Consider the following 18,167-nt stretch of genomic DNA (forward strand, 5'->3'; position numbering starts at 1 on the left):
GATAAGTAGATAGAGAAGATTATAATATATAGCGTCAATCGGCCTAAGTCGAGTGACGCTATATATAGAGTCTGGATTTTTTTAGTTGTTGATTACCTCATATTCTCAGGTCGGAAAACAAAATCATGTATGACGACAAAGAATGTGAACATTCATTCAGTTGACTCCGATCAGGTTAATTAGGACAAATTAATAAGTAGTAACACCAGAAATTGTGCCCCTCTTTTCCAGAATTGTCGTTATGTATTTCATATCATGAGATTAGGATTCAGGGGTTATCCATCAAACATTAACCATTATAAACACGATACAATCCGTCGCAACCGCGCCACCAAATTCATAAGTGCTTTCACAACAACTCAACGATATTATGTGAAAAAATATATTTGGAAACATTAAATGGTGTAGTCTGACATGACTGCACCATGCACTAGGCTCTCTTTTCTGGATTTTCATTGTTGGCCCAACGTCGTTCAGAATAATAGATTTCTATCCCAATATTCTTACTAAACTATTTACAGTAATAAGAACAAGAGGGAGAATTCATTTTCTGGTTAAGAAAACGTAAAGCATCTATGTTGTGAGTGTGAATTGGTACACTATAGCGATTTATACTTGTAATCCAGAAAATTGTTCTCATATATTTAGAATGTTTTCGCAAGTTTCTCAACGCAAATCCAGAATGCACACCTGGAAATAAAAATACCGGCCAAGAACATTTCGCAATCCAATCAATAATAGTAACAACTAAGTTACTGAATTAATTGAATATTTTTTATAAATAGCATCTCCAGAAGTATTCTTTCATGTACATATGTACTAAAAAATAAGTACAAATGGCCTATTGTACAAAAAGATATTTCAACTATTCTTAATCTATAGTTTGTGAATTCAAGTGCACAGATATTCAGGATTTTTCAATAAATTCACAGGAAAAGTTTCATTTGATGGAGTCAACAATCAATGAGCAACTAAAATTTTAAGGGTTAAATATGTTAATCAAATTAAACAAATTTCAAATCAATGGGATTCGACGAATCGCTGTGATTTTTGCGTTTTTTATGTCAATTGGCATTACTGGCATGAGTACGCATGCTCATACGCCTCATGACATGGTGTATGCATTTGCCGCATCACCCGATTATGCCAATGACAAAACGATGTTTTTAGTAACAGACGGTTCATACACTGGCTGGCGTTACAATGAAATTTTGCGGTCAACCGACAGAGGTCTTAACTGGACCGACATTCCAAACGGGATGAATCATCCTTACGAATATAGCGTTCTTCGCGTTTCACCAAAGTTTGCTACCGACCAGACTGTATTTGCGGGTCTTAAAGGTAAAGGCGGTATTTATCGTTCAACAAACCGTGGTGATTTGTGGGAACCCTATAATACAGGTCTTGCTGCTTGGAACAAGATTGTAAGAAAGATGGAAGTTGCTGAATCCAGTAATGGCTATGTGCTTTTCTTTGCTGATGCTAACGGTGCCTTGTTCCGCCGCTCCAGCGCAGATGCAAATTGGGTTCAAGTGCTCGATAAAACCAATAAGGTGGCTTTTATTGCAGTATCGCCCGACTATGCCACCGATAACACTTTGGTGATTGCAAGCGACACTGGATACTTACAAAAATCCAGCAACGGGGGTAATAGCTGGACCAATCTAGGAAATCCAACCGGATCAATCATCTACGATATGGCCATTGCGCCTGGTAACGCTACGGAAATATTCCTGGCGACCCCAAGCTTTGGGATTTTTTACAGCGATGATGGAGGAAGCACATTTATCAACAAAGGGGCTAATCTACCCAACGAAGCGATCAATAATATAGCAGTTTCGCCCAACTACGCGATCGATCGTACGGTTTTTTGTACCAGCCTTACTAAATCGGTATTTAAGTCCACAGACAGTGGTGATAATTGGGCGCTGTTTAATTCTGGAGCCAGAATCACAAAACAGACATCACTACTCAATGAATTAACTGATTTACAAGTATCCCAAACATACGCAACCGACAAAACAATTTTTTTACCGGTGTTTGATGGACTATTTTTCTCTCAAAATGGCGGCACTACGTGGAAGCAAAGACAAACACGCAGAGGTATATTGACTGGGCTTGCGCTATCCTCGAGTTTCAGTAGTGATCAAAAGATGATTGCTACAACATATGTCGGGAGAGGTATAGCCATTTCTACTGATGGGGGCACAACCTGGTCTGCCAGTGGTTGGCCTAATCCAAGAGAACGAAAGTTGAACTTTTTTGATTCGGATATTGTACAGAATCCCGACAGCACTCAAACAGTCGTTTCGGCAAGAAATGCATTCGTGGGAAACTCGACCGATTTCGGGGCCAGTTGGACTGTTAAATTTGTTCCAAGATTTCCTGATATTAGACCAGATCTCGTCACTTTTACTACTCTAGCAGCATCGCCGAACTTTGCTAACGATCAGGAAATTTATCTCGGCTCGAGATTTCATGGTGTACTGCAAACAAAAGACGCTGGCAAGACCTGGCAGTTACAACGTGGCGTTCCACTGAATCGACCGATTACAAATGTAGCCGTGTCGCCTAATTATGCCAACGACCGCACTGCATTTGCCGCTACCCGCGGTGGGCAAGTATGGCGCACTCAGGATGGTGGAAATACTTTCTTACGTGTAGGCACTAGTTCGATCGTATCGGTTGGGTGGGTTGGGCAAAGATATACGTGGGTTGCAATATCTCCGCAGTTTGCTACCGATAATCTTGTTCTGGTTGGCACAAATAATGGCATTTATCGCTCGACCGATGGTGGCACCACTTGGACAAAAGAGACTCACGCATCCGTTGGATCAAATGCAGTGGTTCAACAAGTGGAATTTTCGCCAAATTTCGAAACCGATCGAAAAGTCTTTGTCAATGTCCGCGGCAAAGGATTGTTTCGCGCCAATCTGAACGGAGCTGGCGTAGTAACTGCTTCGCTGAACACAACGTTATCGCTGCTTGTAAATGAAAATATTCAATTTACTGAGTTTCAGATATCACCTACCTATGCAGCAGATTCTACGATTGTAGGGGCGACAAGAGAAAGTATCTATAAATCAACGGATGGTGGTTTAACCTGGGCAGTAGCAGGATTTCCAGATAATTAAGTAGTTGAAGCTTATAGAAAAATAATTCTACTCGGCCTAGGCCGAGTAGAATTATTAGTAACTGAGTTTTTGCTTAAACGGCACCTGCACAACGATCTATCTGTCTAAACCGTAGTCAATTTTGCATACTCAAGCAATAGCCATTTCATTCCAACGCGATCAAAATTCACCTGCACCCTCGCATCGCTGCCGCAACCTTCACAGTTAATAATGACACCGGAACCGAATTTGGCATGCATCACGATCTGTCCGATTCTCCATCCGTTGCTGGAAGATCTCGATGAGATACTTGACGAAGATCTCAATGCCTTTGTAGCGGTATGCTCAGTCGAATTTGAGTAGTAAGAAGGAGTACTCATACTCCTCGGCGATGGCTGCAGCCATTTTAGGCAACTTTGCGGAATTTCGTCGAGGAAGCGTGACGCAATGTTATATCGAGTTTGACCATGCAGCATACGGCTTTGCGTAAAACTAAGATATAACCGGCGACGTGCACGTGTCATGGCCACATACATCAAGCGCCTTTCTTCTGCAACACCGTTGCTTTCATTCAGACTGTTTTCATGCGGGAAAAGCCCCTCTTCCAATCCGCTCAGAAACACGGTGTGAAATTCCAAGCCTTTGGCGGCATGAACTGTCATCAATTGCAACGCATCCTGGCCACTACCGGCTTGATGCTCGCCAGCTTCCAACGATGCATGTGCCAAAAATTCGGCCAGTGCGTCATTCTCGGCTTCATGCACGAAACTGATTGCAGCATTAATTAATTCATTCAAATTTTCGAGCCTTTCAGCACTTTCGCGTTCTTTGGCATAATGCGCCAATAACTCGCTGTGAGTCAGCATGTACTCCACCATCTGAGGCAACGGCAATGTGCTCCAATTTTGACGCATCGTCACGATCAAAAATACAAACTTGGCAATCCCTTTTAAAGGTCTTTGCGTTTCTTGCAGCATCGCCGTTTCACCGCCACATTTTTGCAAGGCTGCCGCCCACAAGCTGCTGCCTTGAGCCTTGGCGGCATTCTGTAATTGCTCCAGACTACGGCTGCCTATACCACGCGCCGGAAAGTTAATGACTCGCAACAAAGCGCTATCATCATCGGGGTTTGCAATTAAGCGTAAATAAGCCAACGCATGCTTGATTTCCTGACGATCGAAGAACCGCATGCCACCATAGACGCGATAAGGTATTGCAGCATTAAACAAGCTATGTTCCAGCACTCTTGACTGCGCATTGGAGCGGTACAGTAAAGCCATTTTTGATAAGTCGATGCCCTCCGCATGCAAGGTTTTGACTTCCTCGACAATAAATGCAGCCTCATCAAAATCATTTGACGCGTTGAATACGCGCAATGGCTCGCCCCTTCCTTCTGCAGTCCAGAGATTTTTTCCCAGTCGTTCACTATTATTCTCAATCAATGCATTAGCCGCATCCAAAATATTGCCATGTGAACGGTAATTCTGCTCCAATTTGATAATCTTAGTGATACCAAAATCACGTTCAAAATCTTTCATGTTGCCGACATACGCACCGCGGAACGCATAAATGCTTTGATCGTCGTCACCAACCACAAAAACCGCTGCAGCATTTTTTGCCCCCGTACCTGCCAGCAGTTTGAGCCACTTGTATTGCAAAGGGTTAGTATCCTGAAATTCATCCACCAGAATATGATTAAAACGTTCTCGGTAATGCTGACATAAGATTTCATTGCGGCTCAGCAGTTCATAACAGCGTAACAGCAATTCAGCAAAATCCACTGCACCTTCTTTATGACATTGCTGCTCATACGCTTGATAAAACTCTAGCATGTGGCGCGAAAAAACATCATCAATCGTAACGTAGGCAGCGCGTAATCCAGATTCCTTAGCATTATTGATAAACCATTGCACTTGACGTGGTGGAAATTTCTTATCATCAGCTGATAAGTCTTTCAGAATACGTTTGATTAAAGCCAATTGATCGGCAGAATCAAGGATCTGGAATGCTTGCGGCAAGCCCGCATCTTGATAGTGTGTCCGAAGCATGCGATGACACAAACCATGAAATGTGCCAATCCACATTCCGCGCGGATTAATTGGCAACATGGAAGTAATCCGCGTCAGCATTTCCTTCGCTGCTTTATTGGTAAATGTTACAGCCAGAATGCCGTGCGGATTTACTTGCCCGGATTGGATCAGATATACGATACGCGTTGTCAACACACGTGTTTTGCCGCTGCCAGCACCAGCCAGCACCAAAACAGATTGATGTGGCAGCGTAATCGCCTCCCGTTGCTGCGGATTCAGATTGGATAATAGTGAGGAGGTGGTCATGAACCGGAAAAGTCTAGAACAGCTTGGACATGCTTGAGGCCTATTGCGTGAAATGGATTTCCGATACCTTGATTAATCCAGAACTCGATAAAAAATTATTCACTTATTATCGCGATTCATGAATTAATCGAAGTAAATCAAAAACTATTAAGTTCTACTTTTAGCTACAATATCCAGAATCAGCGGTGCCAATATAAGTTCAATCGCCATTCCCATTTTTCCGCCCGGAACGACAATCGTATTCGGACGAGACATAAATGAATCATGAATCATGTTCAACAAGGACGGAAAATCCGCCATTTCTGGCTTTCTAAAACGGATCACCACGTAACTTTCATCTAATGTTGGGATCTCACGTGCAATAAATGGATTGGATGTATCAACCGTAGGCACACGCTGAAAGTTGATATGCGTCCGCGAAAACTGTGGTGTGATGTAATGAACATAATCATGCATACGACGCAGAATGGTGTGAGTTACCGCTTCAGTTGAATAACCGCGTGCACTGGTATCGCGGAATATTTTCTGAATCCATTCCAGATTCACAATTGGAACCACGCCAACCAACAAATCTACGTACTTGGCGACATCAGCCGAATCACTTTTTGCACCACCATGCAAACCTTCATAAAACAATAAATCAGAGCCAGTTGGAATCGGTGTCCAAGGAGTAAATGTACCAGCTTTTTGCTGCCAAGGACTGGCTTCTTCATCATTGTGCAAATATAGGCGGGTCTGGCCGCTGCCGTTATTGCCATATTCCTTAAATAAGGCTTCCAATTTTTCAAATTCATTGGCTTCTGGGCCAAAATGACTGATCGGGCGCCCATTGCTTTTTTCTGAGTCTGCCACAGCCTGTTTCATCGCATCACGATCATAGCGATGAAAGCTATCGCCTTCTACAATAACCGCTTTTAATTTTTCGCGACGGAAAATATGTTCAAAACTGTTTTTTACCGTTGAGGTGCCTGCACCTGAAGATCCGGTAACGGCGATAACCGGGTGTTTTTGCGACATTTGATTTTTCTCCTAAAAAAGTGTTCTTGGCGCCAAATAAGGTACAGGGCCATTATGTTGTTTTATATATGATACTTCTTTCTCATTAGATTCAACAGCAAGGATTCATCATCCCGCGCTGTCAGTACCGTGCAATACGGCCGCGAAAGACTCTGATGATCTACTAGAATTTTTATCATGCCAAATTAACTGTATGTATTGATTAGCAGGTATATTGTATACCAAGAGTGCATTATAATCGTCGTCTGCAGTTTTTCAGTCAGAAGAATTTGCATAATTATCATTTTTATTTACCAGATTGATTAAAGAATCAATGCATATCTAAATATAAATAGGTCATTGAATACAATCTTTTCATGGACTATGTCACAATTAGTTGCGACATAGTCTAAGCAATTCAACAATTACTAACTCTCTTGATAATTTTGATTCTGACTGCATGCATCCATTTGTCGGCTAGCCCCAGCGTAATGACGCTGCCAGGTTTCGGCAAAAATTTTGCCCAAATTTGTCAGGATGATTATGAATGTCGACGTTATGCATACGAACAAGTTGTGGGTTTGATGCCACGTCAAACCACGGTATCGAGTGGCATCGAAAGTGCCGCAATCGGTGCTGGGCTTGGTGCAGCCTCTGGCGTTGCAATTTCCGGCGGTGGAGGTGCTGCGCAATAGGAGCAGACACTGGCCTTTTAGCTGGCAGACTGGTAGGAACGGGCACTGCAGTACTTCCGCATATGTCAACAAACAGCGATATGAAATCAGTTAAATTGTTATATTCAATGCATGTATGCTAAAGATCACCGCGTACCAATCTCTTGCAGAATCACCGACGGCACGTCTACTACTAACTACTAGAGCCTCCCACTTTTGTCACTCCATCACCAGCCAGGAATCCACCGTCATACTTCCACACTAATCATTATCGGTCTACAATTGCATTCAAACAATCGATATATCAAAAGACGTAACGCTCATTCTGAATAGTATTTATATTATTCTTGCAGTGAACAATTCACTTCTACTTTGCTTTAGCTTATCAAACGATTAATAACTTCGCACCAATTTGAGCTAGAATATGAAGTCGAACAGAATCTTTGAATCGGCTTTAATCAACGATTTTGCGCAAGGAGACAGAAATTTAAGTTTAACAACCGCATTATAAACGCATTAAGATAAGAACATAGGAGTCAACTGTGCACCCGATTGTACCCATTATCATGACACTTGGCATCATTCTGTTTTTCGCAGGAATAATTGCTCAAGTCTGGCTTGGCTTTCGACGAATTAACCGAATAAAACTTCGCGGAAAAGAATATCAACGTTGGCGCATAGTCTTTACTGCAGTAGGCTCAGGTATTGCATTGATCATGTTGTCAGCAATGTTGCCCAAATACATAACGTACGAACCCGCACAAGACCAAAAATCAATGCAACCTGCAATTTCCGGAAGTCTGAAGTACGAATTGGAGTCCATTTTATTCAGCTTGAATCTTAATGACGAAGCCATAATGAACGCCTTATCTCGTTTCCAGAGGGAATATCAGGAGGCATCGCTACGAAATGACAAAAATACGATGGATCTGCTGATTCTGGAAATCGCCTATAGAATCAGAACTGAACTGCAGAAACGTGATCATCCAGCGCAGCAAATCGAACACGAAGTTGAAAATATCATGAATATTCTGAAACAACCTGCCAAAAAAGAAAATAACAAGTAGAGAATTTTTCTTTACTATTTAACAATAATTACATGTTAGAACCACTCACCTAAGGAGCTATTATTATGAAAAAGACATTCCAAATGCTAATTATTACATCTGTAATTTTCTTGATGACTACTAATTTTGCGTTAGCTCATCAATACCCTGATAAAGTAGTTGAGAAATTGGGAACGGGTCTTGCGAATGCAGTAACAGGTGTGGCTGAAATACCTAAAACCATTACTATTGTTGGCAATAAAGATGGTGTTATCCACGGCATGACAATCGGATTTATAACTGGTATCGCCAATGCAGTTGGACGCTCATTGAGTGGTGCGTTCGATATTGCAACATTCCTGATTCCTACGACACCTTTGGTTAAGCCAGCGTATATTTGGGATGATTTTAGCCGGGAAACGACTTTCGTTGAAGCAAAAATGCGCTAGTCAAACTTGCTCATCTGCCTATCATGGCCAATTAAAGTAGCAACAAGCCATGATAGAACACTAGCTACTGTATTGCCGACTCAGTCTTTATTATCACCAAATTTAGATCTGCTTATTGTTTACAGTTGAAATCAATCTTTTATATAAGCCGCAATACAAGGTAAAGATGCGAGACGTGCTTTATTGCAGCTATCAATAATTTGAAGAAGGCAGCTCGGTTTTCAGATACTCTCTCGGCAAGTCAAATTGATTCTCCAATGATTGCAGGCGGTGAATCTGCTACCAGACATTCACTAAATTCGTAGCTATCCAATTTTTCAGCTAACCCATCGCTCTCGATCAAAGCAAAACTAACACACTCTATTTTTTCAAAAGAATACTGATATTTATCCGGACGTCCCATTTGCGGCAAAGCCACTTCATAAAAAAATCTTCCCTTTACCCACCATTTGCCTGATTCAGTAAAATTTTTTATAGCACCATCTAATTCGGTAAAGCTAAAATCAATCGTATAAGTGCCATCAGCATTTCGAGTTTGTGTCCATTTTTTTATGGTTCCACCTTCTTCCAGATACTCGCCTTTCCAAACACCGATCAGCTTGACATCAACAAATGGACGTTGATTGGCTGTTGAAATTGCGGTACAGCTAAATAAACCAGTTGTCAAAAACACGAATAATAACTGTTTCATTATGTTCATTGTTTATTGCATTTACGTTAACGATTACGTTTATTTAATAACTTTGATTGAATTGGTACGAAGATAAATCGGGCATATAACTCTGCCTACAAAATCATAATCACAAGCAGTTGCTGCACAAATACATGAACAATCGTTCTCAAAAGAAATTGTAATTACTATCTGCTATTAAGAGCATTCTGAGTCAGCACTATTAATATTCAATTACTTATTTCTCTCACGATACTATATTCTTACCTAACAAATCATGGAAAACGATTTGCACTTCCATCGTAAAGCTAAAATACTTTTTATTAAGCATAGAAGGTTTTCCCACTTGCTTTTTAACATCTGCAACTTCAAACGCAGTATTCAGCAACTTGCTAAATTCTCCATTCAGTATTAAGGTAATAACGTAGGCTTTATACTTATACCTCGCTTTTCTGATTTCTTTTTTCCAGTTACAATCGGAACCCCTTTTACCTAATCAAGATATCAAGAATAACTTTTAATTATTTATTATATACAAATTAACTTGAGTGAAAATACCGATAATTATTTTGTTAAATTTTGACTGTATTCAGAGCACAAAGCCTTATCAATTCCATACAATGAATAAGGTCGGCATCCTTTCCCTCATTTCGCGTAAAATATTTAAATTTTGATCATTATTCTATTTGTCGTTTTGCCATTTCCAGAGAAGCCAAACTCTTAACTGTCTAAACATATCAACTTCAATACCATCCGGTAATATCACAATACTAAAAGGAAAAAATTTACCTTCGGCCTTTAAATTTAATACGACCAAATATGGTGCAACAAAAGTACTCCCTAATACATCACAAGCAATCGTTTTACCGCATCGAGTGATCACCGCACATTGCATTTTTTCCGATAGTGTAAACGACATCACTGTATTATTTGCAACGAGCAAAGCATCATGGCGCAAATAGTAAATTAGACTGATCACAAGCAGGATCGCAATTAACACTTTGAAGCCCAAAGAGAGTGACAGTGGCCACAGTAGAATGGCTGCTGTAATGTGGGCTAAACTCAATATCGCTGTGAGCCAAAATGAGGGTTTACGGTGAATAGATAAATCCGCCATATTGAATTACATAATCCTCAATTGTTAACGAATGATGACGAATTCAACTAATGCTTCTTGATTTCATCCGGGCACGATATCGTATAATCACGCACATATTCACTATCTAAATTTATTTATGAACTCAGTTTGGCAAAGCTACTTACATGATCAGCACGCTGTCATCGAAAATGATCGCGTATTGCATTTTGGTGATATTGCTGTAGAACTAAAAGACACGCAAAACAAAGTCATTATGACAGATCTTTCTCATCGCGGATTAATTAAATTCTCCGGAGATGACGCCAAAAATTTTTTACAAAGTCAGCTGAGTTGCGATATTCGGGAAATCAATTCGGAAATGGCTCAGTACGGAGGTTATTGCACTTTCAAAGGTCGAATTTTGGCAAGTTTTTTTCTTTGGCAAAAGCATCAAGATGTATTCATGCAGTTACCCGCCAACTTGGTTGCCTCCACAATAAAACGTTTATCACTTTATGTGCTGCGCTCCAAAGTTCAGTTGACTGATATCAGCAATGCCTTGATTCGAATTGGCATCTCTGGTCCTAATGTTTCTGTATTAGCAGCTGAACTGTGTCGATCTGAAAACAATACTGACCATGCAATTCATGCCGCACATATTGAAAAAACCAGCATACTTCATGTTGCACATAACCGCATTGAATTGATTACACCAGTCGAAAATGCACCTGCTGTTTGGGAGCGTTTTAACCAATATGCAAAACCTGTTGGTACAAGCTGCTGGGATTGGTTAGATATTCAGTCCGGCATTCCAGTCATTCAGCCAGAAACGCAAGAAGCATTCTTACCGCAAATGATCAATCTGGATGCAATCGGTGGTGTCAGTTTTAAAAAAGGATGTTATCCCGGACAAGAAATTGTGGCACGAACTCAATATCTCGGCAAACTTAAACGTCGCATGTTTCTAGTTCACATAATCACCACGGAAATGATTAAGGTCGGTGACGCACTCTATAGTGCCGACATGGCTGACCAATCCTGTGGCAATATTGTTAATATTGCACCGTCGCCGTACGGCGGATATGATGCTTTGGCGGTCATCCAGCAAAGTAGCGTGAATACCTGTAATATTCATTGGCAATCGTTGCAAGGCCCGAAGCTTGAAATCAAATCACTACCTTACACATTGCCAGCATAAAGAATTATTTTGATACTCATGTCCTTTTTACCATTTGTCAAAATGTTCCGGCTGTTTTGTTTTTTGAGAAAATCGCAAGCTTTCTGGCGCAGTAGTACCCCCCGTCACAACAAATGTCATGGCCTCTTCCGTTGTCCAGTCTGTCATTATGACATCCTCAATTGGCAAGATTTCAATATAGCCTGATGTAGGATTAGGTGAAGTGGGTACATAGACAGCAGCTAATTTCCTATTACTATCCTTATCTAGCATAATTTTGGTGATAAAGCCGATCGCTTTCATTTCAGAAGATGGAAAGCTGATCAATACAACACGTTGTCCTGTAACAGGTGGTTGACTTATCGTATTTAAGAATCGCTTGGTAGCACCATAAATTGTTTGCACCAACGGCAATCGTGCCAATACCTTCTCATAAATATCGATGACCTTTTTACCAATAACGAATGAAGCCAGTAGCCCAACTCCATACAGACTGACTATAGTTAACAATGCGGCAACTGCCTGCTGAAAATTGGAATCCAGTAACCAACTAGCCGCAGTATCTGAAAAGGGACGTATAGCTCGTGCCATGGCTTTTAATAATGGATCTCCGATTTTGGCTAATAAATTCAATAAAAAATCAAACACTAGCCAAGTGACCCACAACGGCGCTATCGTGAGAAAACCTATTAATATATAACGAGCTACATGTGCCGAGCGGGATTCATTATGCTCGCCCTTATCTTCTATCATCATGCTTTAAAATCACCCTTAGTGAAACAAACAATTTTCTTTTGCCTTTTTATAACAGGTAATACACCATAGATTGCCAAAATTCAGTCAATACCCAATTGGACATGATATTATTAATTTTTAAAAACTAAGCATAAATATTAGGGATATCATTTGCTGACAAGCTATCATAGTTCTTGATAGAATCACCAAGTGGGTCGTTTTCGATAAACCTTAAATATATATATTAATGTGTTAAATCCCATTGCAACGCGATATCTGTTTGCTGTATGTAGAAATAATTCTGGCAAACTTACATTCCTCCTATCAAATATCAAATATCAAATAACTTATTAGAAATATCTTGACCATTGGAAACCGGAATGAACTCACCAAAATGCATCATCCATTCCAACTTCAGAATACACTTTTTATAAGAATGAAAAGGGATTGTTATGTCACATAGCTCAACTCAAATCAATAAGCATCTGAAAAGCCTACAAAAACATCTTGCCGATGAACATCCGGACAATCCTACATTGGCTAATGCCGTGAAAAGCTTTAGAAAAATGGATTACGTGGGACAAAGTATGGGGCTGATCAATAAAGATGAGTCTTATGCGACGTGCGTGACATGGTGGCCCATGATCGCGGTATTGGGCACATTTTCTGCTGGCAAATCAACTTATATTAATTCTTATTTGAATATGCCACTGCAACGTACTGGCAATCAGGCTGTTGATGATAAATTTACTGTGATTTGCTATAGCCGTCACAATGAGGCAAAAACACTTCCTGGTATTGCGCTTGATGCGGATCCGCGATTTCCATTCTTTCAGATCAGTCGCAGCATTGATGAAATCTCTGAAGCTGGGCAAGAACGAATTGATGCTTATTTACAATTAAAAACCTGCCCATCAGAAAACATACGCGGGAAAATTATAATTGATTCCCCAGGTTTTGATGCTGACAATCAACGTGCATCTACGCTACGTTTAACTCAGCATATCATAAACTTATCAGATCTTGTGCTGGTATTTTTTGATGCACGCCACCCCGAACCTAAAGCTATGCAAGATACATTGGCTTATCTGGTATCGGCAAGTGTAAATCGGGCTGACGCTAATAAATTTCTATATATACTGAATCAAATTGACGTTACGGCACAAGAAGACAATCCCGAAGAAGTTGTTTCAGCATGGCAACGCTCTCTCGCGGAAGTAGGATTAATCAGTGGGCGATTTTATCGGATTTATAATCCAAGCGCAGCTGTTCCAATTGCCAATCCACATGTTAGACAACGCTTTGAGAAAAAGCGTGAAGAAGATATGGCGGATATCAATGCACGGATGCACCAAATTGAAGTGGAACGTTCGTACCGTATCGTCGGCAAACTTGAACAAACCGCAAAAGATATAAAAAACAAAAAAGTTAATAAACTTTCTGAAATGTTAAATAAATGGAAAAATAAGGTCATCTTTTTTGATGGATTAGTATTCGGCACACTAGCAGTATTGGCAGGTACAGCCATGACCATGAATGAATCTTGGAGTCTTCTCAAAACATTCTCCGATCAACTCATGCAAGCAGAAACTTCAGCAATTGCTATTACAACATTCCTTCTGATTAGTATCATTTATATACATTTTTTTATCCGCCGGAATGTCGCCAATCGATTGCTGAGAAAACTGGGCAGTGAATTAGGAAGTGATCATGAGACATTTAAACAATATCTACAAGCATTTAACAAAAGCACAGCAGCATATCGCCCAATGCTGTTAAAAAACCCAGCAGGCTGGAATGAAGTTACACAGCAAACAATTGATGAAATTATTAACGAAGCCAATGATTACATCCAAGCATTAAATGATCAATTCACTAATCCTTCTGGAGATGGAGGTAAGAATTCACAAGTTTAAAGATTCAATACAGGATCAAAAAATATGTATTAATAGTTTTTGAGTGTATATATTTATTTTCGTATCGTTTCTTCTTTTTCTTCTGGATCAGATTCAGAAAAGCTTTTTTGATGTTATGTTAAAAACAACTTAATTTCTGTGTTATCCATATGTTAGAGTTATCGTCAGGAGTTTTATTTGTTCCTTATTTTTAAACAACACAGCAAATAACTAGCTAAAGTTAGTCAAGAATTTTATAATTTTGTCGCTTACACGCACCATATTAGTTTGTAGTCACCACCGCCGACCAGTGCATCGAAGCTTATTGCATTAGACCTATCTGGTTTGGACAAGCGCAATATTAAAGAGTAAAATTCCGGGCTTTTAAATAGGGTAATTTAATCGGAGAAATTTATGTCAGTTACAATCGACCAAAAAGCACAGGTAGTGCGCGACTATCAAAGAGCCGAAGGAGATACTGGCTCTCCCGAAGTTCAGGTTGCACTTTTAACAGCCCGGATCAATGACTTGATAGGACACTTCAAGACTCATGTCAAAGATCATCACTCCCGCCACGGTTTACTACGCATGGTAGGTCGTCGTCGCAAGCTACTTGATTATTTAAAAAGCCGGAATGCGGAAACTTATCAGACATTGATCGAACGTCTTGGTTTACGTAAATAAATGCGTTTCATGTACTGGGTTGGCAACAAATCAAACAAATCATCCCCCCATTCAAGTTGTCGTGCAATCAATCAATCGGCTTGCAGGTAATCCAAAAATTGGAAAATTTTATTCAAAAGGAAAAAGGATTATTAATTGAAATCTATAAAGAAAAGCATTACCTACGGACGACATCAACTTACACTGGAAACTGGTGAAATAGCACGACAAGCACACGGCGCCGTAGTAGTTACAATGGATGATACCGTAGTACTTGTCACCGTAGTGGGTGCAAAAAATATAAAACCTGGCCAAGACTTCTTCCCGCTTACTGTCGATTACCAAGAAAGATCATATGCAGCCGGTAGAATACCAGGCAGTTTTTTTAAGCGCGAAGGCCGTCCATCCGAGAAAGAAACATTAACTTCTCGATTAATTGATCGTCCGATTCGCCCACTTTTTCCTGAAGGTTTCTATAACGAGGTACAAATAGTTGCCACTGTCATGTCGGCTGACAATGAAATAGATCCAGATATTCCTTCGATCATTGGCACATCCGCTGCACTGACACTTTCTGGAATCCCTTTTGATGGACCTATCGGCGCAGCTCGTGTAGGTTACATCAACAATGAGTATGTCTTAAACCCAACGACTTCAGAACTAAAAGACACACAATTAAATCTGGTTGTTGCTGGAACACAACACGCAGTTTTAATGGTTGAATCCGAAGCAGTAGAGTTGTCGGAAGAAGTTATGCTTGGCGCTGTAACGTATGGCCATGAGCAAATGCAAATGGTTATTAATGCAATCAATGAATTTGCTGATGAAGCTGGTGTGACTGCGTGGGATTGGACACCAACGGCAAAAGACACTACTTTTGAAGATAAAATCGCCAGTATGGCAGAAGTAGATTTGCGGCAAGCTTACAAGATAAAACAAAAACAAGCACGCTCTGAAGCAATCGAAACAATTAGAACACGTATATCGGAAGAGCTTGGTGTTGGTACAGAGAATGGACCAGACTTACAAGCATTTACGGAGGCTTTTTTTTCACTGGAATCAAAAATCGTCCGCAATCAGATACTGGATGGTGAACCTCGTATCGATGGTCGAGGTACTCGCACAGTCAGAGCTATAACGATTCGTAATGGCGTATTGCCTAGAACTCACGGCTCAGCACTCTTTACTCGTGGCGAAACTCAGGCACTCGCTGTTGCGACTTTAGGAACCGCTCGTGACGAGCAAAAAATTGACTCATTACAAGGCGATTATAACGAACGATTCATGTTGCACTATAATATGCCGCCCTATGCCACAGGCGAAACAGGTCGCGTTGGCACGCCCAAACGCCGTGAAATCGGCCATGGGCGTTTAGCTAAGCGTGCACTAATCGCTGTTCTTCCTTCACCTGAAGAGTTCGGCTATTCTTTACGAGTTGTATCTGAAGTTACCGAATCTAATGGTTCTAGCTCAATGGCTTCGGTTTGTGGCGGTTGCCTCGCACTGATGGACGCAGGTGTGCCATTAAAAGCTCATGTCGCAGGTATTGCCATGGGTCTGATTAAAGATGGAAACCGCTTTGCAGTTCTCACCGATATTCTTGGAGACGAAGATCATCTCGGAGATATGGATTTTAAGGTTGCCGGTACGGAAAAAGGTATTACCGCGTTACAAATGGATATTAAAATACAAGGCATCACTAAAGAAATCATGCACGCGGCTTTAATCCAAGCACATGAAGGACGGATGCATATTCTGCAGATCATGAAACAAGCCTTACCTTCAATCCGTGAAGATATATCAGTACATGCACCACGTATTATTAAACTCAAAATTAATCCGGAAAAGATTCGCGATGTAATTGGGAAAGGCGGCGCTGTCATTCGCGCGCTTACAGAAGAAACTGGCACCACGATTGATATTTCTGATGATGGCCAAGTTACAATTGCATGTGTCAGTGCCGAAGGCGGTGAACTTGCAAAAAAACGTATTGAAGATATTACTGCAGAAGTCGAAGTTGGAAAAATTTATGATGGCGTAGTCCTGAAATTGCTCGACTTCGGAGCTATAGTGAGTGTCCTCCCAGGTAAAGATGGATTACTTCATATTTCCCAAATTGCCAATGAACGAGTCAATAACGTTTCTGATCATCTTAATGAGGGTCAGTTGGTACGAGTCAAAGTACTTGAGGCTGACGACAAAGGAAGACTACGGTTGAGTATGAAGGCTGCCGCTGTATCTTCTGATGAAAATGGATCTGACTCTGCTTCTATTACAGTAGAAGAATCCTAAAATAGAATTTCTCGTTAAAATATACCCCAAAACCCTGTGATATACAGGGTTTTTATCGATTTCTATATACAGAAGTGTCTTGACAGCTTTACTTAGCTATCTGTTTCTCACGCATTTCATCCAATGTCTTGCAATCAATGCAAAGTGTTGCTGTCGGCCTAGCTTCAAGCCTTTTTAATCCAATTTCCACGCCGCAGCTCTCACAATAGCCATATTCCTCTGAATCAATTTTGCCAATAATTTCTTCAATCTTTTTAATGAGCTTACGTTCACGATCACGATTTCGTAACTCAAGCGTCATGTCAGACTCTTGACTTGCACGATCATTTGGATCTGCAAAAACAGTTGCTTCGTCTTGCATAGTATGAACAGCACGATCAATTTCTTGACTCAATTCAATTTTCATACCCTCCAGTATTTTGCGAAAATGCAACAACTGATCAGGACTCATATATTCCTCACCTGATTTTGGTTCATAGGGAGTCACTACTTTACTCTGTAGATCTTTTGACATCTTCTAAGGCTCCTATCTCTTCCGGGGGTAGTGGTAGTGTATAAAAATTTTGTACTAATATCAGAAAACACATTTTATAACAAGTCCTTTATCTCAATTCTTTGCAACTCCTATTTTACGAATAAAATATTTCAGCTAATCCGATAGCAAGTCAATGCCTTAACATTACGTGCACTACATCGGCTGTATGTACTGATTCATGCACATAACGCTACAAGCCATAAAAAAACAAATCCTAAGCAAATTAATAAAAAAACAGTAACCTGCTTTTCCAGCAAATTACTGCTTCAATTTGAAATCTACTTAGAATTGAATTTCTGTCAGTTCACAATGACAAAATTAAATCATTGTATAAGATACTTAATTAAATGGAGATTTATACTTTATAATCCATCAAATTATCACTATATTCAATTATAAGCTTATTCGATAGCTACGCAACAAACTTCTAATTTCCTTAATCATCGCATAAACGCCACTTGTGACTATTTCTGAAGCCACAATCGGTTTCTTTTTAGACGACCGTTAC

14 protein-coding genes are annotated in these 18,167 nt (G+C 40.3%); 8 read left to right on the top strand and 6 right to left on the bottom strand.

Annotation, left to right across the window (positions count from 1 at the left end; all coding sequences use genetic code 11):
• The first annotated feature begins 1,082 nt into the window (after positions 1 to 1,082).
• On the top strand, positions 1,083 to 3,134 hold the full coding sequence (locus tag C7H79_RS12050) for a WD40/YVTN/BNR-like repeat-containing protein (RefSeq protein ID WP_242447271.1): 2,052 nt from the start codon (positions 1,083 to 1,085) through the stop codon (positions 3,132 to 3,134).
• 104 nt (positions 3,135 to 3,238) lie between these two features.
• Here C7H79_RS12050 and uvrD read toward each other — a convergent pair whose 3' ends face one another.
• Positions 3,239 to 5,449 (bottom strand): DNA helicase II, encoded by a 2,211-nt coding sequence (gene uvrD / locus C7H79_RS12055; RefSeq protein WP_106707504.1) that lies wholly within the window; start codon positions 5,447 to 5,449, stop codon positions 3,239 to 3,241.
• A gap of 147 nt (positions 5,450 to 5,596) precedes the next feature.
• On the bottom strand, positions 5,597 to 6,466 hold the full coding sequence (locus C7H79_RS12060) for a phosphoribulokinase (protein WP_106707505.1): 870 nt from the start codon (positions 6,464 to 6,466) through the stop codon (positions 5,597 to 5,599).
• 416 nt (positions 6,467 to 6,882) lie between these two features.
• On the opposite strand from C7H79_RS12060, the gene C7H79_RS12065 reads away from it, so the two are divergent.
• From C7H79_RS12065 to C7H79_RS12075, 3 genes are all read left to right on the top strand, one after another.
• Positions 6,883 to 7,140, top strand: coding sequence for a hypothetical protein (locus tag C7H79_RS12065; protein WP_147383601.1), 258 nt, complete (start codon positions 6,883 to 6,885; stop codon positions 7,138 to 7,140).
• 521 nt (positions 7,141 to 7,661) lie between these two features.
• Positions 7,662 to 8,186, top strand: coding sequence for a hypothetical protein (locus C7H79_RS12070; RefSeq protein WP_106707507.1), 525 nt, complete (start codon positions 7,662 to 7,664; stop codon positions 8,184 to 8,186).
• A gap of 65 nt (positions 8,187 to 8,251) precedes the next feature.
• On the top strand, positions 8,252 to 8,614 hold the full coding sequence (locus tag C7H79_RS12075; RefSeq protein ID WP_106707508.1) for an exosortase system-associated protein, TIGR04073 family: 363 nt from the start codon (positions 8,252 to 8,254) through the stop codon (positions 8,612 to 8,614).
• A gap of 241 nt (positions 8,615 to 8,855) precedes the next feature.
• Here the strand turns inward: C7H79_RS12075 and C7H79_RS12080 are convergent, their stop codons facing one another.
• On the bottom strand, positions 8,856 to 9,305 hold the full coding sequence (locus C7H79_RS12080) for a hypothetical protein (protein WP_106707509.1): 450 nt from the start codon (positions 9,303 to 9,305) through the stop codon (positions 8,856 to 8,858).
• 661 nt (positions 9,306 to 9,966) lie between these two features.
• Positions 9,967 to 10,401, bottom strand: coding sequence for a protein YgfX (locus tag C7H79_RS12085; protein ID WP_106707510.1), 435 nt, complete (start codon positions 10,399 to 10,401; stop codon positions 9,967 to 9,969).
• A 118-nt stretch (positions 10,402 to 10,519) separates the two neighbouring features.
• Between C7H79_RS12085 and ygfZ the strand changes: the two genes are divergently transcribed.
• A complete protein-coding gene (gene ygfZ, locus C7H79_RS12090) occupies positions 10,520 to 11,560 on the top strand; it encodes a CAF17-like 4Fe-4S cluster assembly/insertion protein YgfZ (protein WP_106707511.1) in 1,041 nt (346 codons plus the stop codon).
• A gap of 27 nt (positions 11,561 to 11,587) precedes the next feature.
• Here the strand turns inward: ygfZ and C7H79_RS12095 are convergent, their stop codons facing one another.
• Positions 11,588 to 12,295 (bottom strand): DUF502 domain-containing protein, encoded by a 708-nt coding sequence (locus tag C7H79_RS12095; protein WP_106707512.1) that lies wholly within the window; start codon positions 12,293 to 12,295, stop codon positions 11,588 to 11,590.
• 431 nt (positions 12,296 to 12,726) lie between these two features.
• On the opposite strand from C7H79_RS12095, the gene C7H79_RS12100 reads away from it, so the two are divergent.
• From C7H79_RS12100 to pnp, 3 genes are all read left to right on the top strand, one after another.
• Entirely contained in the window at positions 12,727 to 14,190 is a 1,464-nt protein-coding gene (locus C7H79_RS12100) for a dynamin family protein (RefSeq protein WP_106707513.1), read from the top strand.
• A 393-nt stretch (positions 14,191 to 14,583) separates the two neighbouring features.
• On the top strand, positions 14,584 to 14,853 hold the full coding sequence (rpsO, locus tag C7H79_RS12105; RefSeq protein WP_106707514.1) for a 30S ribosomal protein S15: 270 nt from the start codon (positions 14,584 to 14,586) through the stop codon (positions 14,851 to 14,853).
• A gap of 135 nt (positions 14,854 to 14,988) precedes the next feature.
• Positions 14,989 to 17,124, top strand: a complete 2,136-nt coding sequence (gene pnp, locus C7H79_RS12110) for a polyribonucleotide nucleotidyltransferase (RefSeq protein WP_106707515.1) — start codon at positions 14,989 to 14,991, stop codon at positions 17,122 to 17,124.
• A gap of 88 nt (positions 17,125 to 17,212) precedes the next feature.
• Here the strand turns inward: pnp and dksA are convergent, their stop codons facing one another.
• The gene (gene dksA / locus C7H79_RS12115; protein WP_106707516.1) at positions 17,213 to 17,638 is read right to left on the bottom strand and encodes an RNA polymerase-binding protein DksA; all 426 of its coding nucleotides are present in this window, start codon (positions 17,636 to 17,638) and stop codon (positions 17,213 to 17,215) included.
• Positions 17,639 to 18,167: the final 529 nt, after the last annotated feature.

Source organism: Nitrosomonas supralitoralis (genome assembly GCF_003011925.2).
In the GTDB taxonomy this organism is placed as follows: Bacteria; Pseudomonadota; Gammaproteobacteria; order Burkholderiales; family Nitrosomonadaceae; genus Nitrosomonas; species Nitrosomonas supralitoralis.

Excerpts from the sequence above, each read along its gene's own strand:
- C7H79_RS12050 (WP_242447271.1), top strand. The coding sequence starts at position 1,083 with ATGAGTACGCATGCTCATACGCCTCATGACATGGTGTATGCATTTGCC.
- uvrD (WP_106707504.1), bottom strand. The coding sequence starts at position 5,449 with ATGACCACCTCCTCACTATTATCCAATCTGAATCCGCAGCAACGGGAG.
- C7H79_RS12060 (WP_106707505.1), bottom strand. The coding sequence starts at position 6,466 with ATGTCGCAAAAACACCCGGTTATCGCCGTTACCGGATCTTCAGGTGCA.
- C7H79_RS12075 (WP_106707508.1), top strand. The coding sequence starts at position 8,252 with ATGAAAAAGACATTCCAAATGCTAATTATTACATCTGTAATTTTCTTG.
- C7H79_RS12080 (WP_106707509.1), bottom strand. The coding sequence starts at position 9,305 with ATGAAACAGTTATTATTCGTGTTTTTGACAACTGGTTTATTTAGCTGT.
- C7H79_RS12085 (WP_106707510.1), bottom strand. The coding sequence starts at position 10,401 with ATGGCGGATTTATCTATTCACCGTAAACCCTCATTTTGGCTCACAGCG.
- ygfZ (WP_106707511.1), top strand. The coding sequence starts at position 10,520 with ATGAACTCAGTTTGGCAAAGCTACTTACATGATCAGCACGCTGTCATC.
- C7H79_RS12095 (WP_106707512.1), bottom strand. The coding sequence starts at position 12,295 with ATGATGATAGAAGATAAGGGCGAGCATAATGAATCCCGCTCGGCACAT.
- C7H79_RS12100 (WP_106707513.1), top strand. The coding sequence starts at position 12,727 with ATGTCACATAGCTCAACTCAAATCAATAAGCATCTGAAAAGCCTACAA.
- rpsO (WP_106707514.1), top strand. The coding sequence starts at position 14,584 with ATGTCAGTTACAATCGACCAAAAAGCACAGGTAGTGCGCGACTATCAA.
- dksA (WP_106707516.1), bottom strand. The coding sequence starts at position 17,638 with ATGTCAAAAGATCTACAGAGTAAAGTAGTGACTCCCTATGAACCAAAA.